The sequence below is a fragment of the Parashewanella spongiae genome, from assembly GCF_004358345.1.
In the GTDB taxonomy this organism is placed as follows: Bacteria; Pseudomonadota; Gammaproteobacteria; order Enterobacterales; family Shewanellaceae; genus Parashewanella; species Parashewanella spongiae.
Window position 1 is genome coordinate 3,322,453 of sequence record NZ_CP037952.1, and the last position, 24,303, is coordinate 3,346,755.

At 39.2% G+C, this 24,303-nt stretch carries 17 protein-coding genes; 6 read left to right on the forward strand and 11 right to left on the reverse strand.

Annotated features, from left to right (window positions below; translation table 11 throughout):
• Positions 1-62: 62 nt before the first annotated feature.
• Positions 63-1,010 (reverse strand): magnesium/cobalt transporter CorA, encoded by a 948-nt coding sequence (gene corA / locus E2I05_RS13050; RefSeq protein ID WP_121852421.1) that lies wholly within the window; start codon positions 1,008-1,010, stop codon positions 63-65.
• A gap of 213 nt (positions 1,011-1,223) precedes the next feature.
• Here corA and E2I05_RS13055 point away from each other — a divergent pair, with 213 nt between their 5' ends.
• Positions 1,224-1,910 carry a hypothetical protein gene (locus tag E2I05_RS13055; protein ID WP_121852422.1) on the forward strand — a complete coding sequence of 229 codons (687 nt, stop codon included), beginning with the start codon at positions 1,224-1,226 and terminating at the stop codon, positions 1,908-1,910.
• A 293-nt stretch (positions 1,911-2,203) separates the two neighbouring features.
• Here E2I05_RS13055 and sucD read toward each other — a convergent pair whose 3' ends face one another.
• From sucD to sdhC, 8 genes are all read right to left on the reverse strand, one after another.
• Positions 2,204-3,076 (reverse strand): succinate--CoA ligase subunit alpha, encoded by an 873-nt coding sequence (sucD, locus tag E2I05_RS13060; protein ID WP_121852423.1) that lies wholly within the window; start codon positions 3,074-3,076, stop codon positions 2,204-2,206.
• Complete coding sequence (sucC, locus tag E2I05_RS13065; RefSeq protein WP_121852424.1) at positions 3,076-4,242, reverse strand: ADP-forming succinate--CoA ligase subunit beta; 1,167 nt, start codon at positions 4,240-4,242, stop codon at positions 3,076-3,078. The genes sucD and sucC overlap by 1 nt, the downstream gene beginning before the upstream one ends.
• 77 nt (positions 4,243-4,319) lie before the next feature.
• Entirely contained in the window at positions 4,320-5,522 is a 1,203-nt protein-coding gene (gene odhB, locus E2I05_RS13070; protein WP_121852425.1) for a 2-oxoglutarate dehydrogenase complex dihydrolipoyllysine-residue succinyltransferase, read from the reverse strand.
• Between the two features lie 28 nt (positions 5,523-5,550).
• Positions 5,551-8,370, reverse strand: a complete 2,820-nt coding sequence (gene sucA / locus E2I05_RS13075; RefSeq protein ID WP_121852426.1) for a 2-oxoglutarate dehydrogenase E1 component — start codon at positions 8,368-8,370, stop codon at positions 5,551-5,553.
• Between the two features lie 189 nt (positions 8,371-8,559).
• Positions 8,560-9,267, reverse strand: coding sequence for a succinate dehydrogenase iron-sulfur subunit (locus E2I05_RS13080; RefSeq protein WP_121852427.1), 708 nt, complete (start codon positions 9,265-9,267; stop codon positions 8,560-8,562).
• Positions 9,268-9,277: 10 nt separating this feature from the next.
• Positions 9,278-11,044, reverse strand: coding sequence for a succinate dehydrogenase flavoprotein subunit (gene sdhA, locus E2I05_RS13085; protein ID WP_121852428.1), 1,767 nt, complete (start codon positions 11,042-11,044; stop codon positions 9,278-9,280).
• Complete coding sequence (gene sdhD / locus E2I05_RS13090; RefSeq protein ID WP_121852429.1) at positions 11,045-11,392, reverse strand: succinate dehydrogenase, hydrophobic membrane anchor protein; 348 nt, start codon at positions 11,390-11,392, stop codon at positions 11,045-11,047.
• On the reverse strand, positions 11,386-11,781 hold the full coding sequence (gene sdhC / locus E2I05_RS13095; RefSeq protein ID WP_121852430.1) for a succinate dehydrogenase, cytochrome b556 subunit: 396 nt from the start codon (positions 11,779-11,781) through the stop codon (positions 11,386-11,388). The genes sdhD and sdhC overlap by 7 nt, the downstream gene beginning before the upstream one ends.
• A gap of 417 nt (positions 11,782-12,198) precedes the next feature.
• On the opposite strand from sdhC, the gene E2I05_RS13100 reads away from it, so the two are divergent.
• Entirely contained in the window at positions 12,199-13,485 is a 1,287-nt protein-coding gene (locus E2I05_RS13100; protein ID WP_121852431.1) for a citrate synthase, read from the forward strand.
• A gap of 165 nt (positions 13,486-13,650) precedes the next feature.
• Complete coding sequence (locus E2I05_RS13105) at positions 13,651-16,386, forward strand: M16 family metallopeptidase (protein WP_121852432.1); 2,736 nt, start codon at positions 13,651-13,653, stop codon at positions 16,384-16,386.
• Between the two features lie 468 nt (positions 16,387-16,854).
• Here the strand turns inward: E2I05_RS13105 and E2I05_RS13110 are convergent, their stop codons facing one another.
• Together E2I05_RS13110 and E2I05_RS13115 are read right to left on the reverse strand one after the other, a co-directional pair.
• Complete coding sequence (locus E2I05_RS13110; protein WP_121852433.1) at positions 16,855-17,790, reverse strand: hypothetical protein; 936 nt, start codon at positions 17,788-17,790, stop codon at positions 16,855-16,857.
• Between the two features lie 435 nt (positions 17,791-18,225).
• Positions 18,226-20,742 (reverse strand): hypothetical protein, encoded by a 2,517-nt coding sequence (locus E2I05_RS13115; RefSeq protein WP_121852434.1) that lies wholly within the window; start codon positions 20,740-20,742, stop codon positions 18,226-18,228.
• Between the two features lie 898 nt (positions 20,743-21,640).
• Here E2I05_RS13115 and E2I05_RS13120 point away from each other — a divergent pair.
• The 3 genes from E2I05_RS13120 to E2I05_RS13130 all read left to right on the forward strand — a co-directional run bounded on the left by E2I05_RS13120 (position 21,641) and on the right by E2I05_RS13130 (position 24,260).
• Positions 21,641-21,940: a hypothetical protein gene (locus tag E2I05_RS13120; RefSeq protein WP_121852435.1), complete on the forward strand. Its 300-nt coding sequence runs from the start codon at positions 21,641-21,643 to the stop codon at positions 21,938-21,940.
• 54 nt (positions 21,941-21,994) lie between these two features.
• A complete protein-coding gene (locus tag E2I05_RS13125; RefSeq protein WP_121852436.1) occupies positions 21,995-23,161 on the forward strand; it encodes a hypothetical protein in 1,167 nt (388 codons plus the stop codon).
• A 100-nt stretch (positions 23,162-23,261) separates the two neighbouring features.
• Positions 23,262-24,260, forward strand: coding sequence for a hypothetical protein (locus E2I05_RS13130; protein ID WP_121852437.1), 999 nt, complete (start codon positions 23,262-23,264; stop codon positions 24,258-24,260).
• Positions 24,261-24,303: the final 43 nt, after the last annotated feature.

Consider the following 24,303-nt stretch of genomic DNA (forward strand, 5'->3'; position numbering starts at 1 on the left):
AATGGTGATGACTATCATTTGATGAATCAAAACCCACGTGCGTTGAAATTAAAACTGTAACTTTATAGCCATTGCTTTCTCTTAAAGAAAAGGTAAGTACCTACTGCACTCGCAAGCATCATACCTATAGCCATAGGATAACCATATTCCCACGCTAACTCTGGCATTTTTCCAAAGTTCATGCCGTAACTACTGGCGATCAACGTCGGAGGTAAGAAAACTACAGCGGCAACAGAGAAAATTTTAATAATTTTATTCTGTTGTAAGCCTGTAAAGCCCATTGCGGCATCCAATAAGAAATTTAACTTATCAAAAATAAACTGACTATGGGGCATAAGCGATTCAATATCAGACAACATTTCTCTAATATCTTTTAAATGCTCATCAGACATTTGCCCACGACAATAGCGCTGTAAATAACGAAGTGATCTTTGTGTATCGAGCAAGCTTAATCTTATCTTACCATTAGAGTCTTCTTGTAATGTAATGAGCTTAAATACATCGTCCAGCTCATCATTTTCAAATACTTGCACTCCTACATCTTCAAGAACCGTGTACACATCCTCAATAAGATCTGAAAGATAATCGACTTTGATTGTAAAAAACTCTAGGAACAACTCTTGAGGAGAAGATATTTCTAATCGTCCTAATCTTAAGTAATTACGTAAAAGACGAACCAGCCCAACATCTTCCTCTCGAATGGTCAGTAAAAAAGTACTTCTAAGGTTGAATGAAATATTCACGCCTTTAATATATTGCCCAACTCGCTGAGGAAATAAGGAATTAATGTGCAATCCATCTGCGTTCTGATAAAAACGGGCCGATGCTTCAATATCATTAATATCTTCTTCATCCGGTACTTCTTCAACTGAAAATTGATTCAACCAATCGCGTTCATCATCTTCAGGTTTGTACAAATCTAACCATAAAGTATCTTCTGGGATGTCATCCTTTACAGTTATTTCTTTAATTGTAAGGCGGCGATTTTTATATAGGTAAGCTGTAATCATCAATGCCCCTATTGCCGTCAATTCAATTCATTGACATGCTATGGTTAATTTTGTGGGCTAGTTTACCTGATAAAATAGTAAGATAAAGCGTTAAACCCATTTTAAGAATAATGGATGCTCGCTTTCCAAGCGGAATAATAATGAAACTGTAAGCCTATGTTAAACATTTAGAGTTATTATGAATCGGTGTTTTTCATATTATGGGTATCAATTATGGCTACAGCGAGCATTCAACCAAGCGTATCAAGACAGCTCTGGCTAAGCCCAAATGGTCAGGTTAATAGCAAAGCACAACAATTTACCTATACGCCTAATGGCACAAAATGGAATGTTAAAGCAACTGATTGTCACAGTAATAGTTGTTTTTCTTTCGGTTCTTTTTCTGCTAACCGACATGTTAGCAAAATACAAAAACAATTAAGCAGGAATGGTATTACTCCTCAAGTTCAAAACCATTCAAATCTACAAGCCTTATACTCTGGCAAAAATGGCACTAAGATTAAAGACACCATTAGAATGACATTTGATGTAGACAAACCTACAATCAAACTACAAAAAGCCCCTAAGTTTAAACTATTCATAGCAACTTCTGAAAATAAGACTGCTTATCATTTTTGTCCAACAATTTCCTGCCCTATCACTGGTAAACAATTACACACAAAAGATGCCATCCAGTTACGAGTATCAAAAGGTCAAAATGAGCAATGGATAACATGTTCCAGAGAAGGAGCAAGAAAATTAATCCTTAACTATTCACCTAGCGTTGCGGAAATAGCAATTCATTCAACTGATGACTTAAGCTCTGATTCTGTTCGACCCGTGACATCAGAAAATATTGGAGGGAGTTTGTGGTTTTTAGCATACAAAAACAGATTTCAAACAAAATGGTTTTTTTGTTAATAACGATAAACCTAAATAAATCGGTTGGGAGCGTTCATATACGCAGAAAAAATTACCGATAGCAAGGTATGAATAGCAGCAAGTAGTGGCTCTACTTGCAAAATTTATAACGCAGCTAGCGGTGGTTTTGGCAAGTATATGAACGTTCAGCACTTACCTGATGGGTGAATTAGGGTTGTTTAGTTTTGTATTTAACTTCAATAGATTAAAGCTAAACTGTGCGTTCAACCGATTTATTTAGGATAAAGGTCAGTAAAAGCTGACCTTTATTTATAATCAGTAAATAAAACTACTTACCAACCCGTTTTTTGGCGAAGTGCTTTGCCAATATCAGCCAGCGAGCGAACCGTAGTTACACCAGCCGCTTCTAATGCAGCAAACTTCTCATCTGCTGTACCTTTACCGCCAGCGATAATTGCACCAGCGTGACCCATACGCTTACCAGCAGGAGCAGTAACACCTGCAATGTAAGAAACTACAGGCTTAGTTACGTTAGCTTTAATGTATTCAGCCGCTTCTTCTTCAGCTGTACCACCAATTTCACCAATCATAACGATAGCTTCAGTACCTTCGTCGTTTTGGAACATTTCTAAAACGTCGATGAAGTTAGTGCCTGGGATTGGGTCGCCACCAATACCAACACAAGTAGATTGACCGAAACCTTCGTCAGTTGTTTGCTTAACGGCTTCATAAGTCAAGGTACCTGAACGTGAAACGATACCTACTTTACCTGGCTTATGAATGTGACCTGGCATAATACCAATCTTACATTCACCCGGAGTGATAACACCAGGGCAATTAGGACCAATCATACGAACGCCAGTTTCAGCTAACTTAACTTTAACTTCAAGCATATCGATAGTTGGGATACCTTCAGTAATACAAACGATAAGCTCAATGCCACCGTCGATTGCTTCAAGGATTGCATCTTTGCAGAAAGGCGCTGGTACATAGATAACTGACGCTGTAGCGCATGTTTCTGCAACGGCATCTTTAACTGTGTTGAACACAGGTAAACCTAGGTGAACTTGTCCACCTTTACCAGGAGATACACCGCCAACCATTTGAGTGCCATAAGCAATCGCTTGTTCAGAGTGGAAAGTACCTTGACCACCAGTGAAACCCTGACAGATTACTTTAGTATCTTTATTAATTAATACAGACATTATTTGCCCTCCGCAGCTGCAACAACTTTTTCAGCAGCGTCAGTCAATGATTCAGCTGCGATAATGTCAAGATCAGAGCTTGCTAGCACTTCACGACCAAGTTCAGCGTTAGTACCTTCAAGACGAACAACTACAGGAACTTGAACGCCAACTTCTTTAACCGCGCCAATGATGCCTTCTGCAATCATGTCACAGCGTACGATGCCACCAAAGATGTTCACTAGAACCGCTTTAACGTTATCATCAGAAAGAATGATCTTAAATGCTTCTGCAACGCGCTCTTTTGTTGCGCCACCACCTACGTCTAGGAAGTTAGCTGGCTTACCGCCATGTAGGTTTACGATGTCCATAGTACCCATTGCTAGGCCTGCACCATTAACCATACAACCAACGTTTCCGTCTAATGCAACATAGTTAAGCTCGAATTTTGCAGCGTGTGCTTCACGTGGATCATCTTGTGATGGATCATGCATTTCACGTATTTTAGGCTGACGGAATAATGCATTACCATCAACACCAATTTTACCGTCAAGACAGTGAATATTGCCTTGTTCAGTAATAACCAGCGGGTTGATTTCCAATAACGCAAAATCATAGTCGTTGAACATTTTAGCAAGACCCATGAATACCTTAGTGAACTGCTTCATTTGAGTTGGGTTTAAACCTAACTTGAAGCCAAGATCACGGGCTTGGTATGTTTGAGGACCGACTAATGGATCAATGACTGCTTTGTGAATCAACTCTGGTGTTTCTTCAGCAACGGTTTCAATTTCGACACCGCCTTCTGTAGAAGCCATAAATACGATACGCTGCGTACCACGGTCAATAACGGCACCTAGATATAGCTCATTTGCTATATCAGTGCAGCTTTCTACTAAAATCTTAGCTACAGGCTGTCCATCTTCATCAGTTTGGTAAGTAACAAGATTTTTACCAAGCCATTTTTCAGCAAATGTTCTGATTTCTTCTTTATCGCCAGTAACTTTTACGCCACCTGCTTTACCACGGCCGCCAGCGTGTACTTGACACTTAACAACCCACATATCACCGCCAATATGTCCGGCCGCTTCAACAGCTTCTTGGGCTGTATCGCAAGCAAAACCTTCAGACACTGGCAAACCATATTTGGCAAATAATCGCTTTGCCTGATACTCATGCAAATTCATGATGATCTATCCGTATACTACTTTATAAATAAAACTGGCCCGAAAGGGCCAGTCACTAGGGTAATGTCTGGCTACGACTAAATATCGAGCAACAGACGTGTTGGATCTTCTAAGAAGTCTTTAATTGCAACTAAGAAACCAACCGACTCACGTCCATCAACAATACGATGGTCATATGAGAGAGCTAGATACATCATTGGCAAGATTTCAACTTGTCCATTCACTGCCATAGGACGATCTTTAATGGCATGCATACCTAAAATCGCACTTTGAGGCAAATTCAGAATTGGCGTTGACATTAATGACCCGAAAACTCCACCGTTTGTTACAGTGAAATTACCGCCCGTCATGTCAGCGACAGTGAGTTTACCATCTCTGCCTTTAATTGCTAACTCTCTCACAGTTTTTTCTATTTCTGCGAGACTCATTTTATCTGTGTCACGTAACACAGGAGTAACTAGACCACGTGGCGTTGATACAGCAATGCTGACATCAAAATAATTGTGATAAACAATGTCATCACCATCGATAGAAGCATTTACTTCAGGGAAGCGTTTTAACGCTTCAGTTACCGCTTTAACATAGAAAGACATAAAGCCTAAACGAATACCATGTTTCTTTTCGAAAATTTCTTGATATTGTTTACGAATGCTCATGATTGGCTTCATGTTAACTTCGTTGAATGTTGTTAACATCGCCGTTGAGTTTTTCGCTTCTAATAAACGATTGGCAATCGTTTTTCTAAGGCGTGTCATTGGCACACGCTTTTCACTACGGTCTTCTGTAGAAACTGCAACCGGTGCAGCTACTGAAGCAGCTTTAGGCGCTGATGCAGAATTTTTAACAAATGCTTCTACGTCTTCTTTAGTGATACGACCGCCAACACCTGTCCCCTTAATGTGTTCAGGGCTTATATTGTGCTCAGCAATCAAACGACGTACAGATGGGCTTAATGCATCATTAGACTGTGAATCATCAGCATTATTAGATGAAACAGGTGCTGATTCAGCTTCAGCTTTAGTAACTTCTTTACCCGCTACAGCACCAGCCGAAAATTTGGCAATAACTTGCTCACCGAGAACTGTTTCACCATCTGAAAACAAAATTTCTTCTAACGAACCGTCTTCCGGTGCAACAACCTCTAGTACAACTTTGTCTGTTTCAATATCGACTAGATTTTGATCACGGGTTACAGCCTCTCCAGGCTGAACATGCCAAGTTGCGATGGTTGCATCTGCGACTGACTCTGGCAGTACGGGTACCTTGATTTCGATACTCATAAAAAACTATCCTTTATCCTAACTGTAACTAAAGTTTTAATGCACTATTAACTAGGGCTTCTTGTTGACGCATGTGTAAATCAGCATAACCACATGCAGGTGCAGCAGATGCTTCTCGACCAGCATAAGTCAATTTCGCTCCAGCGGGAATTGCTGAATGGAAATGATGCTGACTGCAATACCATGCACCTTGGTTTTGAGGTTCTTCTTGGCACCAAACAAAGTCTTTCACATGCTGATAATCAGCTAACGCGACTTCCATTTCCTTATGCGGGAATGGATATAATTGCTCAATTCGAACAATAGCAATGTTTGAAAGGTTCTTTTCGCTGCGCTTTTGAATAAGGTCGTAATAGACTTTTCCGCTACAAAGAACGACTCGATCTATCTTGCTTGACTCTAATGAATCGACTTCACCAATAATATTCTGGAACGAACCATTAGCAAGCTCATCAAAGCTTGAAACAGCCAATGGGTGTCTCAATAACGATTTTGGTGACATCACAACGAGCGGACGACGCATTGGACGAACCACTTGTCGGCGCAACATATGATAAACCTGAGCAGGTGTAGACGGTACACAAACTTGCATATTATGGTTTGCACACAATTGTAAGAACCGTTCTAGGCGTGCACTTGAATGCTCTGGCCCCTGCCCTTCATAACCATGTGGTAATAACATAGTAAGACCGCATAAACGCCCCCACTTTTGCTCACCAGATGATAAGAATTGATCAATAACCACTTGAGCACAGTTTACAAAGTCTCCAAACTGAGCTTCCCAAATGGTTAACCCACCAGGTTCTGCCGTAGCGTAGCCGTACTCAAATGCAAGCACAGATGCTTCTGACAATACTGAATCAGTAATGTCGATAGGAGCCTGATCTTCAGCTAAATTACGCAATGGTAGATAAGTCGTTGCGTCTTTTTGATTATGCAGTACAGCATGACGATGGAAGAAGGTTCCACGGCCTGAATCTTGACCTGTGATTCGAACACGCTTGTTACCGTTTAATATCGTCGCATAAGCTAAGTTTTCGGCAAAGCCCCAATCCAAAGGTTTTTCACCTATAGACATAGCAACCCGATCTTTATAAATCTTAGCAACGCGAGATTGAACAGGATGACTTTCTGGAATATGAGCAATTTTTTCTGATAAAGCCTTTAAATCATCCATTGGGACTGAATCATCGTAGCTTTCATCCCACTCGCGATTTAAATAAGGAGTCCAGTCAACAGAATGCAACGTCATTGGGCGCCATTCTTTAACAACGCACTCGCCTTCATCTAATGCATCACGATAAGCATTAACCATTGCTACAGCATCTTCAGAAGCAATCGAGTTTTCTGCAATCAATCTATCAGCATAAATTTTTCTTGGTGTGGGGTGTTTTTTAATCTTAGCGTACATCAATGGCTGAGTTGCACTAGGCTCATCGGCTTCATTGTGACCATGGCGGCGATAACAAACTAAATCAATAACCACATCACGTTTAAATTCGTTACGATAATCAACCGCTAACTGAGAGACAAAAGCAACGGCTTCAGGATCATCAGCATTTACATGGAAGATTGGAGCCTGAACCATTTTCGCAATATCAGTACAGTATTCCGTTGAGCGAACATCTTCAGTATTTGAAGTTGTAAAACCAACTTGGTTGTTAATCACTATGCGAATACTGCCACCAACTTTAAAACCGCGAGCTTGAGACATATTGAACGTCTCTTGCACGATGCCTTGGCCGGTAATCGCTGAATCTCCGTGGATAGTGATCGGCATCACTTGGCTGCCATCATTACAACCACGTCTGTCTTGACGTGCTCGAACAGAACCAATAACAACAGGATTAACAATCTCAAGATGAGAAGGGTTAAATGCTAATGCTAAATGTACATTGCCAGCAGGAGTTTCAAAGTCAGAGGAGAAACCTTGATGATATTTTACGTCGCCTGAGCCTGTTGTGTGATCATGCTTTCCTGCAAATTCATCGAATAATTCTGACGGCTGCTTACCAAGAACGTTCACTAATACATTCAAACGGCCTCTGTGTGCCATTCCAATAACAACTTCTTTTGTAGAAGATTCGCCAGCGCGATAAATAATTTCGCGAAGCATTGGAACAAGCGAGTCACCACCTTCAAGTGAGAATCGTTTTGCGCCTGGGAATTTTGCTCCTAGGTATTTTTCCATACCTTCGGCCGCATTTAACCCTTCTAAAATACGAGTTTTTGCTGCTTTATCGTAATTAGCTCGACCCTGTGACGGTTCAAGACGTTGTTGGATCCAACGCTTTTCATCCGTATCAGTGATGTGCATATACTCAGCACCAATTGAACCACAATAAGTGTTTTTAAGCGCACTTATTATTTCCCCAAGCTTCATAGTGTCGCCACCATAAGCGAATGAGCCAGTGTTAAACTCACTTTCCATATCTTGGCTATCAAGACCATGAAATTCAGGGCTCAATTCAGAGACAGGTTCACGCACCCATAAACCAAGTGGATCTAGGTTTGCGTTTTGATGACCTCTAAAACGATGCGCATTAATTAATTGCAGCACTTTAACTTGCTTAGCATCTAATTGAGGATCAGACGCTCTAACTGAGCTACCGCGATTTCCATCAAGCGCTAAACTACGGAAGTAATCTCGTACTTTAGAATGAGCAACTTCTTGAGGCTGGGCGCTTGAATCATTTATAGAAGGAAGGTTTTCAAAAACAGCTTTCCAATCATCGGAAACTGCTTGAGGATCTTCTTGATAGGCTTCGTACATCTCTTCAATGTAGGTAGCATTCGCACCGTACAAGTGAGATGACTCTAGCCAGGCTTTCATGATGCCTTGGTGCATTTCCATTCCTTTAAAACTAAATGTACACGTTTAGCATAGTCGATTATGTGCAGGGATAATTCCAATTATTGCACTCGTAGGCTATGACTAAAAGTTAAGAGTCTTTTTACACATAAAAAGAGCCACTCCTCATAAGAAGTGACCCTTTAAAATTTATACTGCCACCATCAACAATTGGCTCTGTTTCATTTATACAGCTCGCTTGAGTAGCATAGATTTAATATGACCAATCGCTTTTGTAGGGTTCAGCCCCTTAGGACAAACATCTACACAGTTCATAATGCCATGACAACGGAATACACTGTATGCGTCATCAATTTCTGATAAACGTTCTTCTGTTGCAGTGTCACGGCTATCAATTAAGAATCGATAAGCATGTAACAAACCACTTGGACCAACGAACTTATCAGGGTTCCACCAGAATGATGGACACGCTGTGGAACAACATGCACACATAATACATTCATACAGACCGTCTAAATGCGCTCTATCTTCCGGTGATTGTAAATGTTCACGTGAAGGTGTTTTTTCGTCATTCATTAAGTAAGGTTTGATTTTTTCATACTGCTTGTAGAATTGGGATAAATCTACGATCAAATCGCGTACAACAGGCATACCTGGTAGAGGACGCACTTCCAATTTTTTACCTTTAAAGGTAGACATTGGGGTAATACAGGCCAAACCATTTTTACCATTCATGTTCAAACCGTCTGAACCGCAAACACCTTCACGGCATGAACGGCGAAACGATAATGTTGGATCTTGTTCTTTTAGTAATAAAAGCGCATCCAACAACATCATGTCAGTGCCTTCTTGAACTTCTAAGCTGTAATCCTGCATATACGGCTTCGTATCTACATCAGGATTATAGCGATAAACTGCAAATTCCAATTTCATCTTACCACTCCTAGTAGGTACGTTTTACAGGCGGAAATGCTTCACGAGTTACAGGAGACATATTTACATCACGACGCCCCATTGACTCAGATACTGGATCAAACATGCTGTGACATAACCAATTTTCATCATCACGATCTAAGTAATCTTCGCGAGAATGAGCGCCACGGCTTTCAGTACGGAAGTTAGCTGCATAGGCCGTTGCAATTGCTGTCGCCATTAAGTTATCTAACTCTAAGCATTCAATTCTTTGTGTATTGAACTCTTGAGAATTATCAGACAATTTTGCATTCGCTAAACGCTCACGAATCGACTTAAGTTCTTTAAGACCTTCAGCCATTGAGTCGCCGCTACGGAAAACAGAGAAATTCAACTGCATACACAATTGCAGGTCCTTTTTAATTTGGACCGGATCTTCACCATCTTTATTACTTTCCCAGCGATTTAAACGAGCTAATGATGCAGAGATATGTTCATCTAAAGCAGCTTTCGGATCCGCTGTAGCATCAAGTGCTTTACCCAAATGCTGTCCGGCTGCACGACCAAATACCACTAAATCTAATAATGAGTTACCACCAAGGCGATTTGCACCATGTACTGATACACAAGCAATCTCTCCGACCGCGAATAAACCAATAATATCTTCTTCAGTTCCGTCTTCTTTTTGACGAATTACTTGACCACTCACTTTAGTAGGTAATCCGCCCATCATATAGTGACAAGTCGGTAATACAGGTATTGGACCATCAGCTGGATCAATATGCGCAAATGTCCGTGATAACTCACAAACACCAGGAAGACGAGCTTCAAGTGTTTCTTTGCCCAAATGATCCAATTTCAATAAACAATGTGGACCAAGAGGTCCGTCAAGGCCGCGACCTTCACGAATTTCAGTCATCATCGAACGAGCAACTACGTCCCGTGATGCGAGATCTTTTGCATTAGGCGCATAACGCTCCATGAAGCGTTCGCCATCTTTATTTAAAAGATAACCACCTTCACCACGACACCCTTCAGTTACAAGTACACCAGCGCCCGCAATACCTGTTGGGTGGAATTGCCACATTTCCATATCTTGCATTTGCACGCCTGCACGCATCGCCATACCAACACCGTCACCAGTATTGATGTGAGCATTAGTCGTAGAAGCAAATATACGTCCTGCGCCACCCGTCGCCAAAACTGTCGCCTTCGATTTAAAGTATACAATTTCGCCAGTTTCGATATCCAAAGCCGTACAACCAACAATTGCACCGTCTTCATTTTTCACAAGATCTAATGCATACCATTCAGAAAAGACTTGAGTCTTATTTTTTACATTCTGCTGGTATAAACAATGTAACAATGCGTGACCTGTACGATCCGCTGCTGCGGCTGTACGAGCCGCTTGCTCGCCACCGAAATTACGTGATTGCCCACCAAATGGTCTTTGGTAAATGGTTCCGTTTTCAAAACGTGAAAATGGTAAACCCATGTGTTCCAATTCAATAACTGCTTCTGGGCCAGTTTGACACATGTATTCAATAGCATCTTGGTCTCCAATAAAATCAGAGCCCTTCACGGTATCGTACATGTGTTCTTCCCAGTTATCTTCGTGAGCATTACCTAACGCAACGGTAATCCCACCTTGAGCAGAAACGGTATGTGAACGAGTTGGAAATACTTTAGATAATAAAGCACAGCTTTTGCCTTCTTTAGATATCTGCAAAGCAGCGCGCATACCTGCACCACCTGCACCAATAACTACAGCATCAAATTCGCGTACTGGAATACTCACTTACACACCCCACACTATAAATATGCCTGCCGCTAAATATGCAAAAACGGTCACGACAAAAACAAACTGTAAACCACCACGCAAAGCTGCGCACTTCACATAATCAGTCAAAACTTGCCATACACCAATCCAAACGTGTATCAATAAAGCAATCAAAGTGATTAAGGTAAACACCTTCATCGCTAAGGTACTATATAAGCCAGACCAAACTTCATAAGTCATTGGTGAATTGCAAGCAAAAAAGCCTGCTAAAAACAGTGTGTAACAAGCAAGAATTATTGCGCTTGCTCGCAGTAAAATATAATCATGGACGCCACTACGTCCAAAACTTGCTGCATTTGTTACCATACCCACATCCCCACAAAAATAGAAACAGCAATAGTTAACACGAAAGAAATTTTGGCTGACAATAAACCAGACTGTAATTCTTCCCATCGACCGCTATCCATAATTAAATGGCGAATACCAACAATAAGGTGGTAACTCAACGCGGTTAAAATTCCCCAAATCACGAATTTGGCAATTGGATTGTCAAAACAAGATTTTAGGTCGCTGAAACTTTCTGCAGATGTTAACGATGAGTTAAGCATCCATAAGAGGATACCCATGGCAAACAACATAATAACACCGGAAATTCGGTGAAGAATTGACGCAATCGCTGTAGCAGGAAAGCGGATTTTAGGTAGATCTAAATGGACAGGTCTTTGCTTTTTCACGTTCTGCTCACTCAGCTCCATTGAGCATCTTTTTATGTAAATGACAGTAATGTTAAATAACAATTTTGCACTATTCAGGTATAGTTCAAAATTGATACTCAAGCAAAAATACATATCATTTCAAATTATGGCTCATTCTGAAGCTATTAATTTCACGGATAGAAATCACACTCGAAGTATAACTATTTAATGGCTCTTTAAAGCCGTTGCAAAGTATACTCGTGGCAAAAGTCAAATACAAACATCACAGAACGCAAATTATATTTTTTTGCTTATTTTGCTGCCATTTGCAGCTTTGTCACGAATTATTGATACAAAAAACCTGAATTTGTAACTTTTAAACGGTTATTTAAGTTGGAACTTGCGTTACAATAACTGTAAAGTAGTGGCCTTTTTATATGTCACTCTCACACAAGAATGAAGTAAGGAGAACGGGGTATGGCTGATATTAAAGCCAATTTGAACTTACCGGGAAATGATTCGATTGAACTGCCTGTAAAACAGGGTTCTGAAGGTTTTGACGTAATAGATATCAGTAAATTAGGCTCTAAGGGCTATTTTACTTTTGACCCTGGTTTTTTGGCAACGGCGTCATGCGAATCAGCAATTACCTACATTGACGGCGGGAAAGGTATTCTTTTACATCGCGGTTATCCAATTGATCAGCTTGCAATAGACTCTGATTATTTAGATGTGTGTTACTTACTGTTAAATGGCGAACTACCTAATAAAGAACAACACGATAAGTTTGTTTCTATGGTAAAAAACCATACTATGGTAAATGAACAGCTTGCCTCTTTTTACAAAGGTTTCCGCCGTGATGCACACCCTATGGCAATGCTTTGTGGTGTAACTGGCGCACTTGCTGCTTTCTATCAAGATTCTCTTGATGTAAACGATGAAAGACATCGTGAAATCGCAGCTTATCGCTTAATTTCTAAAATGCCTACTATGGCAGCTATGTGTTACAAATATTCAATGGGCCAACCATTTGTTTATCCTCGTAACGATTTAAGCTACGCTGGTAACTTCTTAAGCATGATGTTTTCTGTTCCATGTGAAGAGTATAAAGTTAACCCAATCGTCGAGCGTGCAATTGATCGTATTTTTGTACTTCATGCCGATCATGAACAAAATGCATCTACATCTACCGTTCGTTTAGCAGGTTCTTCTGGTGCAAACCCGTTTGCATGTATAGCTGCTGGTATTGCATCACTTTGGGGGCCTGCTCATGGTGGTGCTAACGAAGCTTGTTTGAACATGCTCGAAGAAATCGGCAGCGTTGACCGAATTCCTGAGTTCATTGCTAAAGCCAAAGACAAAGCAGATCCATTCCGCCTAATGGGCTTTGGCCATCGTGTATATAAAAACTTTGATCCTCGTGCCAAAGTAATGCGCGAAACCTGTCATGAAGTGCTGAATGAATTAAATGTACAAGACCCACTACTTGATGTAGCTATGGAACTTGAACGCATTGCTCTTGAAGACGAGTATTTTGTATCGAAGAAGCTATACCCGAATGTTGACTTCTACTCTGGTATTATCATGAAAGCTATTGGTATCCCAACTAGCATGTTTACAGTGATGTTTGCCCTTGCTCGTACCGTTGGTTGGATTGCTCACTGGAAAGAAATGCTAGACATGCCTGGCCATAAGATCAGTCGCCCTCGTCAGCTTTATACAGGTGAAAAGCGTCGTGAGTTTGTGAGCTTAGAAAAGCGTTAATTATTTTTATATTCAGGTGTTTAAAACCCTATTCCATTGAATAGGGTTTTTTTGTATAAAACCTCACCACACAAATCAATTGTTACTTATATGATATAAAAAAGTTCAAATTTTGTGATATTGTCGATCCGTAATTTTCAATTAAAACAAAAAAAAGGATTTATAATGAATTCAGTGCTGCGAACAAAAAGACACTTACTCGCTGTTCTACTGTCTGTTGGAAGTTTTTCATTTTCATCATTGGCTGCGACAGAAGTAACAAACGTTGAAGGCATCAGTGAGTATAAACTCGATAATGGATTAAAAGTTTTACTTTTCCCGGATCAAACAAAAGAAACGGTTACTGTAAACATTACCTATCAAGTCGGTTCTAAACATGAAAATTATGGTGAAACTGGGATGGCTCACCTTCTAGAGCATCTCGTATTTAAAGGCACACCTAAACATCCTGATATCCCTGCTGAATTAAGTAGCCATGGTGCTCGCCCTAACGGTACCACTTGGACAGATCGCACTAATTACTATGAAACATTCGCAGCAACTGAAGAAAACATAAACTGGGCTTTAGACATGGAAGCTGACCGTATGGTTAATTCTTTCATAGCTAAAAAAGACTTAGACAGCGAAATGACTGTTGTTCGTAATGAATTTGAGCGCGGTGAAAATAGCCCATTCCGAATTACGCTTCAGCAAATGTTAGCAGGCTCATACACATGGCATAATTATGGTAAATCCACTATTGGTGCGAAATCAGACCTAGAAAATGTCTCTATTGATCGCTTAAAAGGCTTTTATAAAAAATATTACCAACCCGATAATGCGACATTAACAGTTGCAGGGAAGTTTGAACCAAAAACAATGCTAGCCAAAATCGAAAAAAACTTTGCCAGCATCCAAAAACCAACTCGTATTATTGAACCGCTTTATACTCAAGATCCTGCTCAAGATGGCGAACGCACTGTGACAGTTCGACGTGTAGGTGACGTTCAATTAATCGGAAGTCTATATCATATTCCTGCAGGTTCTCATGAAGATTTTGCCGCCATTAATGTATTAAGCGAGATCCTGTCATCTACTCCAAACGGCCGTCTGTATAAAAAACTTGTTGAAAATAAACTGGCAACAAGTGCATTTGGTTTTAATTTTCAATGGCAGGAGCCCGGTGTAGCTATCTTTATGGCTGAAGTTGATAAGTCAGCTGATTTAAATGCCGCTAAGAAGGCACTCTTATTAACATTAGAGAATGTGACCCAAAAACCAATTACTGCTGAAGAAGTTGAAGATGCCAAACGTGCAATCCTCAAAAACTTTAAACTCTCATTTAACTCCTCTGAAGATATAGCACTTGAATTGAGTGAGTGGATAGGTATGGGCGACTGGCGTTTGCTTTTCTTAAATAGAGATCGCACTGAAAAAGTTACTGCAGCAGATGTTCAACGCGTAGCGAATAAATACCTAACTCGTAATAACCGTACCTTAGGCCAATTCATCCCTGCAGATAAACCTGAACGAGTTGAAATTCCACAGGTTACAGCTAATGACGTTGCTTTGATGGTTAAAGGCTATAAAGGTCGTGCTCAAATATCTCAAGGTGAAGCTTTTGACCCATCTCAAGACAACATCAATAGTAGAACGGAAACGATTACATTAAAATCAGGTGTTGAAGTTTCGCTTTTACAGAAAAAGACTCGTGGCGAATCTGTTGTAGTTGCGATTAATAGCCAAATGGGTGATTTAGACAGCTTATTTAATAAAAACACTATTGGTGATGCTGTTGGCAGCATGTTAATGCGTGGAACTGAACGCTTAACTCGTGAAGAACTGAAACAAGCATTTGATAAACTCGAAGCTTCAGTTCGTATTGGCGCTGGTAGTGAATCATCTTACGCAAGAGTAGAAACAACTAAAGCTAACTTAAATGCAACCTTGCAACTTGTGGCCGAAGTTTTCAAGACACCAGCCTTTTCAGCAAAAGAGTTCGATCTTTATAAAGGTCAACTAAAAGTAGCGATTGAGCAAAACTTGCAAGATCCACAAAGCCTTGCTTTTAACGCATACAGTCGTCTTCAAAGCCCATACAAGAAAGGACACCCAAATTACGTTGCTACTTTTGAAGAACAACTTGCGGCTATAGATAAGCTGACTCTAAAGCAACTTAAACAATTTCACGAAAAGTTCTATGGTGCCAACAACATGCAAATTGCGGTTATTGGTGACTTCGATAAGAAATCAATAGTTAATGAGCTAGAGTCATTCACTACTGATTGGTACAATAAGCAAAGCTATAGCCGTATTGGCAATCCTTATCAAAAACTAACCGCCGAAAACCTATCTTTTAACACCCCTGATAAAGAAAACGCTACTTTCGTCGCTTCGCTAAGTATCCCTGTAGGCAGTCAAGACAAAGATGCCCCAGCGATGACAGTTGGTAATTACATTTTAGGTGGTGGATTCCTAAACAGTCGATTAGCTACTCGTTTACGTCAAAAAGATGGCTTAAGTTATGGAGCTGGTTCATTTATCAACATGAGTTCTTTCGATAAACGTGCTGCACTCGGTGCATATGCAATTTGTGCACCTCAAAACCTTGCAAAAGTAGAAATAGGATTCAAAGAAGTCATTGCTAAGGTATTGAAGGATGGCTTTACACAAGCCGAGCTTGATGCCGCTAAGTCAGGCTTATTACAAAGCTATAAAGTAAGTCGTTCACAAGATAATGAACTTGTTGGTACGCTAGCGAGTAACTTGCGCTTAAATCGAAACATGAGTTTCAGCAAAGAGTATGAAAAAGCCATGTCTGAGCTAACCGTTGAACAGCTTAACAATACCTTTAGGAAATACGTAAAACTAGAAGACTTTAGCTTAATTCAAGCCGGTGATATGTCTAAAGTTGAAAAATAATACCTTAGAGATTTAACCCTTATAAAAAAAAGTCTGAGATAACACTCAGGCTTTTTTTTATCTGCGGTAGCTCAGAGCTCGTACAATATAAGTTGTAGTAATACCTGTCCAACTAGTCTCATAAAAATCGAGTTCGAAATCGCATAGTTTGAAATATTTGACCCTGAATAAATCAATTGGGAGCATTCATCCTAAATAAATCGATTAGGAGCGTTCATATACGCAGAAAAAATTACTGATAGCAAGGCATGAATAGCTGCAAGTAGTGGTTACCGACATACAAAACTGTCGTTATTTCGTTTCTACTTGCAAAATTTATAACGCAGCTAGCGGCGATTTTGGCAAGTATATGAATGTTCAGCACTCACCTGATGAGTAAATTCCGATTATTTAACTTTGTATTTAACTTCAATAAGTTAAAGTTAAATAGTGCGTTTAACCGATTTATTTAGGTTTATGTAACAAGTTTCATTTTTGACTTAGAGGTTGAAAATCCTTTAAAACTGCAAATGCTTTTCCTAAGCTTCCTTGAAGATTGTCACATGATACTCTGTAAGCATATTTATGTTCAAAAACAACATGCTCATAGAAATTACAAACAGATTGAAAACAATTAAAAGCATCCTTGATATTGGCATCTAATTCCTTTTTAGAGAACGGCTTACCATTGAGTCGTTTCGCTGTATTTTTAACTTTAATCCCTTCACGCTCAATTCTGACAACAAGATCCTCACTCGGCATTCCCTTCTGACTTTTTTTTGAGATTGCCGAAAATTCTGACGTTGATATTGGTTTAGAGCTAGGTGAAGTATCTACTTGGCATTCCTCGGATGCCGTATCACACGTTTTTTCTAATTCATTAGGAGAAGGTATATCACGCCAGTGAAAAAATGTTTCAGGAAGTTCAGCAGTATTGTCAGTTCGATAATACACAGCGCACCAATCTAAAAATGCAGTTAAATATTGAACTCTATTAGAAGACTCCAAATTTATCTTTTCTTCTTCCTTTAATTTATGTAACCAAACACAAAAGTCTGAATCAGTCTTGTAAAGAAATCGAAAAAGCTCCTCACTGTTCAGATTTTCAATTTGCTGGCTGTTCGACTTAATAAACTCTCTATAAAAACCAAGTTTTACAAACTCATTTCTATCAGAAACGCGAACACTAATAACTTTGACGTACCTTACGTTTAAAAATAAATGATCCACGTTAAACAAACAAGCTCTAGATACTGCATCTTCTAAGGTAAGACGTTGTTTCGGTATTGCAGCTAATTCTTTACTTAGATTAATAGCTTCTGAGCGCGTAACTCTTCTAGCTCCGACATTATCAACCTTTTTAAGTCGAGGAGGTTCATAGTTATAATCCTTATAAGGATTTATAGGGATATTTGTAGCGCTCATAAAAGCCTCATAGTGAAAGATTAATCACCAAAAGAATTTAACTTAATTAATAAGTTAAATTTATTAATGTTACATTAAACCTCATTAATTACTGAAATACAGTTTTGTATGTCGGTAGCCACTCCTTGCTGCTATTCATGCCTTGCTATCAGTAATTTTTTCTGCGTATATCTGACATTGCGCACACGGAATAGTTATGTGGTTAAGGCTGAATAAGAAATCACTTTTTATCTATATTTTACTTAGAATTAACCGATATGAACATTTTCACAACGCAAAAGCGAGTAACCATTCATTAATTTTGGGTTTTTAATAGATGTGCTCAATATCAGGTATATGAACGCTCCCAACCGATTTATTTAGGTTGAAACAAAAGTTGTAGTCGAGTAAAAAATTATAAATAGAAAAAGGTTTTAAAAAATGCAAGATAATCAATTACATATCTATAATAACATAAAAGCTATCTAAAGCTACTGAACTAACACTTGGTGTTGTCTCTTTTGGCTCTGATTTTTTTGGCTCTGATTTTTTTGGCTCTGATTTTTTTGACTCTGATTTTTTTGACTCTGATTTTTTTGACTCTGGCTTTTTTGGTTTTGTCTCTTTTGTCTCTTTTGTGGTCGCTTCTAGTTCAACATGAACAGCAACCAGATCTGTTGATTTACCATGTGTTTGTTTTGGTGGTTTAGCACTAAGTTTATCTTTGCTGAAGATATATTTATGTTTTTTTAGAAGAGCACAGCATTTCTTCACTTCATTCCGTTTCACATACATTATTATCCCTGTTGGCGTTGCAACCAAAACAACCACTGAAAGCGGGACTAATACTCCAACGGCAATTTTACCACTTTCAGGAAAAGAAACTGGAACTACTGGGGCTGAGACTGGTACCGGTACTGGCATACATTTTGAGTCAAGATTTGCTCCCTTATCAATAAGCGACTGAATTAACGTGCCATCTTCGACATTATCTCTATTCAATAATCGACCATTCCTATCCAAAAGACGGCCATTGTTACAAATGATTACCTTAGCGCCCTTTAAAGCCGTCGTTGAGTTTAACTTAATCGTACCACCAGAAGCTGTAACAGTACATTTATTACAGCTATCATCAAGAGCAGTAAATTCAGCCTGTTTTTGCACTGTAACAGAAGCACGATTTAGTGAATTATCATTTGCAATTAAGTGTCCGTTTTCACCAATATTGACCTCAGCCTTAAACCCTGAACGCCCATACGTCGTCATTGTACTTGGTTGGCTTGTTTCGTTCGCTGAGCTCGTTGAGTTCGTTAAGTCCGTTGAATTCGTTGAGTCCGCAGTTGTGTTTGATGTTAGATTAATTTTTGCTTTTCTCCCTCCATTACCTCGAAGATCAATAACGTTATTGCGGCCATCTAGATTGATTTGACTCTCATCGCCTGCGCTATCACGTATATCAACAAGATTATTATCACCTTCTAGTGTCAAGTGAGCCTCTTCAGCTGCGTTTTGAAGCATTCGAACACCATTAGCTTCACCTTCTACCTCAAACCGAGCCTCATTACCTGCGTTAGTACCCATTTCAAGAAGATTAAAATCACCTTCTAGTGCCAAATGAGCATCTTCACCTACCGAGTCATACAATCGAACTTCATTGTAATCACCTTCTATCTCAAGCTGCTCTCCTTCACCTGCGTTATCATACAAGAAAATGTCATTGTTAATACCTTCTACTTCAATCTGTCCACCTTCATTTCCATTCTCATATATTTTCACATCATTCTGATCGCCTTCTATCTCAAGTTGCGCTCCTTCACCTGCGTTATCATTCATATAAACATCATTATAATCGCCTTCTACCTCAAGTTGAGCCCCTTGGCCTGCGCCATTATTAATGTCAACATCATTAAAATTGCCATCTATGTCGAACTGACTATCCCTTCCTGCATTACCATTTAGCTCAACGTAATTAAAGTCACCATTTTCATTTGATTGAACTTCCTCTCCAGCATCATCATTAAGCACAACCTGATTATTTGAATCCTTAACACGTACCGTTCCTTTTTTTAAGGATTTATCATTCGCATTCACAGAAGAGCCATTCCCAATATCAATTTTTGCTCCTTCGCCAGCCGTATCATGTAAATTCAAAATTCCGCCACCACTGCCGCTTCCCAAATTACTCGGAGGATTGGCGCCAACCCTATAATGACCACACCTTCCATTAGTGCCGTTTACATCCAAAGTATCATTATGATTCACTACTGTCGGTTCGTCAGGGCGACTGGCGCAGTCCTGAGATGGCGGGTTAGATGCCTGCCTTGTTGCTCTTGCATGACGAGGATGGTTTGGATGATTGGGTGTGTTTGGATATTTTTCTGTTTCTGGCTTGGTCGAAAATCGGTCGAAAGCCTGCCCTGCAATATGCCCTGTTAAACAACCTATAGCCGCACATGTGGCATCTGTTGCAGCTTTTAAAACAGGGTGAGTTTCTTCTGGTTTAGCGACTTTATCTGAAACTTTCTTACCCGCAAAGCCTAAACCAACGGATAAGGTTGAACGTACAACTGAACCTGTTGCTGCATAAGTTGAGCCTGTAGCTGATAAGAATACCGTTGAATCTGCGACTAACTCAGCTGTTTTATCTGAAAGAAACGGTGAAAGCATTAACTTAACACCACTTTTTAATGCTATATGTCCAGCTGCTATAGTCCCACCAGCGACGGCTCCTGCTGCTGCACCACCCGGACCACCAACTGAACCAACTAATAAACCTGTCGTGGCACCAACAGAAACTTTATATGCAGTCTCATTAGTCGAGTCGGCAAAAAATTTAATCATTTTTTTTGATTGTTTGGCAGCCAAAAAGTAGGTCTCATTGCAAGCTGTGAGCAACCTTTTTTTAGTTGATGATGATAACCAGCTTTGCTCTTGTTTTGCTACAACTCCACTTGCAGGTTGAAAAACAGACATTGCGAGATCCCTTGTTGGAAACATTCAACTTTAAATCATTAAAAAAGCTTACCCTAAAAATTTCAACGCAGTATATGAGTATTGTGACTAGGCTATAACCAATTTTTTAGAAACAAAGGCAGCTGATAGCCGTGCTACCTGATGATGCATGATTTCAATGAGAGTTAATTGCCGTTTAGACAAGAAGATTATTTGAGGTAATAGTTATTCTATATACGAGGATAAACAACGCAGGATAAAGGTAATACTTGTCATTAAGAGGAATCGCACTACGTGGGCATTTCAACGCTTATTTTTCTACATTGTGAAAGTTTGAATTAGCCCACTAGGGTCTGTTGATCTTTCGTGATTGTTTTTGCGGCTATAAATTGGTTATTTTATGTAAGGCAGAGTTTGTGAGATTTGGTTATTCCAAATAAGAAAACGATAACGCAGCAGAAATGACCAATTTACGCTGTCTTCGATGCTTTTGAGCATTCACTGTTCTGTTCTGTTCTGTTCTGTGTTGTGACCAGCTCACTTAGATGGATAAGCATCACTGCTCACGCCTTGAACAGATAAATGCTCAAATAGCACAAAATTTAACCCTGAAAGATCAATAGATCCTAGTCCTCCAGCATTTTCACGCCTATAAAAATGAACCTTTGAGAATACCCTGAAAGTTGCATCTTCAAGGATCATAGGTATATAAGGCTTTCAAGAATATGCGATAATTTTATACTTTAGGCCAAAAACTATTTTAGCTGCACCATCTACATCACGAAAAATTTTAATTTGTACGAGGTGTGATACCCATAAGGTTAAGCTTGTACTTATTTTTTGGTTAATAAAATTTCATAAACTCAGTTGATGAGAGGCTTATAATTGATTTCTTAATCTATATATTTCGGAAATACTTATGGCTACCCATCCTACTACTTCAGACATGACAACAACTCAATTTAACTACCCACTTTTTTCGTTGGAAAGTGTAAAACGTACAGCACCTGCAGCTATTTTGGGTTTCGCTGTTACTGGGGGAAACCCTTGGGGTTTACTAACTGGAGCAAGCGCTTATAATTTAATTTCTAGTTATTTCGGTTCAAATCCAAAAATGATTTCTGTATGCGAACTAAGCAAGTATGTGGCAACTTCAGTTGTTGGGGTTGCAATTCATGCTTATTTATCAAAAAGTCACACATCTTTCAAAACTATCTAAAAATCATTAAGATTAGTGCGATAACAATTAAATATTATATTGGGAATAACTTAAATGGACATAAAGTTAATTCGTAAGACTTGGATAACCATCACGATTTCAATTGCACTAATCATCATCATATTTCTCACATGGCAAAATAAAAACGCTTTAGTTTCAAAAATCCAAAGTGAAAATAAAAGTGTTGAGCAGACCAAATCTACCGCTTCCAATGCTGATAAAGTTGCTGCGAACAAACCAATTCCAAATATTAAAAAAAGCCTCCTTAATACAACGAGTGATGATAAGAACAGCGCACAAAGCAGCCACTACATTGCTGAATGTACTGATTTGGATAAGCTTGCTATCAATGAATCGTTAAATGAAATCGATAACGAATTGCTAATAGATTCTGATAAGTTTGTCGAAGCACTTAAACAGTCCACAAAGTTAGAAAGTGAAATTGCACATGCGTTAATTAATAACTCCGTTACGGAATTACAGTCATTACAAGAACAGAACCCCAACAATAAATTCATTTCATATAATCTTATTTCTGCTTGTTTAACAGCAAAAGCTGAATGCGAAGCTAGGTTATTTGCAGATGCAAGATCTCTTGATGAACAAAATGGCGCTGTTTGGTTTCTTTCTGCGCTCAACGAATTAAAAAATAGCAATACCGAAAAATTCACAGAATTTTTGATAGAAGCTTCAAATGCTCCGATATATGAAGAATATTGGAGAGATTATTTTTCATTATTCGAATCCGCATACTCTCATGTTGGCGTAGGTAATAGCCCTCAAACCCAAATAGCGACTTTGGGTTATATAGCCGCTTTCTCATTACCTGCTTACAAACCCTTAGTTGATTTTTGTGAAAGTATTGAATTAGAAAGGCTTGAAGTCCTTGATGCTTGTTCAAACATCGGGCAAAGGTTTACCAGTAATAGTTCCAACATACTAAGCAGTTATATCGGGTTAGCAATTCAACAGAAGGTCGCTGAACGCTATAATGATGACAAGCGGCTGGTTCAAATTGAGCACACAAAACATGAATACGATAAGATGATGGGGTTATCTGGTAAAGCCATGTCCCTTACTTTGCAAAGCCGTAAAAGAACGTCCGAATGGTTGCAGCAATACAAGTCATTAGGCGAATTTGCTTCAACTCAATATGTTATCGAAGAAGCAATAAAGTTATCTGCCGATCCTGATTTCGACCCTTGTGAATTTGATTGGTGAGTCATTCAATTACACCCTTGGGCTTTAACTTTGTAAGGAGTTATTAAGTATCTTTGCTATATGATTACCTACAACCTTATCTATATTGAATGATACGAAAATGAGCTTTAACCATGTTGATTTAACCCCTGTTGCGTCCCTTTTTATTGAATGTTTTGGCGAAAAAATTTTTCATACCCCAAAAGACACAAATAATAGACCGCTTTCTGGCTTACGGCTCTCGAGTTTTAGAGAGCTTGAATCGCTATTAGTTGCTCCAACTGTACTTAGCAGTAAAACAACTAGTGAGCAAAATCTACAACAGCTTCGACAAATGGTAGAGATCATAAATAAAGCAGGTTTTGTCAAAGCATCGTATGTTGAATATTTAACAGCATTACTGACTATTCATCAATGTTATTTAGAAAGGCAGATACCCGACTCTATGGGTGTGAATAGTAGAGTGAGTGAATCACTCGATTTTAAAATGAACTTGTTTGATCCATCAGGGGTTGAAAAAACGGTTTCCTATGTCGGCTGCGAACCTGAAATCAGAGTATTCTTGAGCTCATTTGGTAACAGTCTACAATTTATAAGAGTTTACCACTTAATTACTAGCAAGTTCGCTAGAGGACTGAAGGATTGCTTTTCAAAATTTAATAAGCCACTTATTGAGCTAGAAAGTAGACAAGGTTTACTCTTCTCTGCAATGAAAGAGTCTGGGGCAAATATGGGACAATGTTTCTGTTTAAAAACATCTGATCGAACATCATGGTCAGGGGAACAAATGACTCACCATCGAATGAAGACGGTGGTTGAACATTACCAAAATGAAGCCATCTATTTGCTCGAAGCATCAAGTATTGGACAGTTCAAGAATTTATTAATTGATACTCGTGATCATAAAACACCTTGCTGCCTTGTAAACATCGGCTTTAAATTCAAAGAATTGCTACTTAGGTATCCTCACGTCAAAAACATTGTATTAAATATTCCTGACTATTATCAATTCTGTGAGCATCAAGGTGTGTCACTACTTTGCCTAAATTATAGCGATGTTGAGTTTCAGAGATGCTTAGATACAATACCAGACAAGTACAAAGCTGAGGCTTCACAATAGGATGAAAAAAACAATGTTGGGATGTTTGATAAGATAGTTTAAA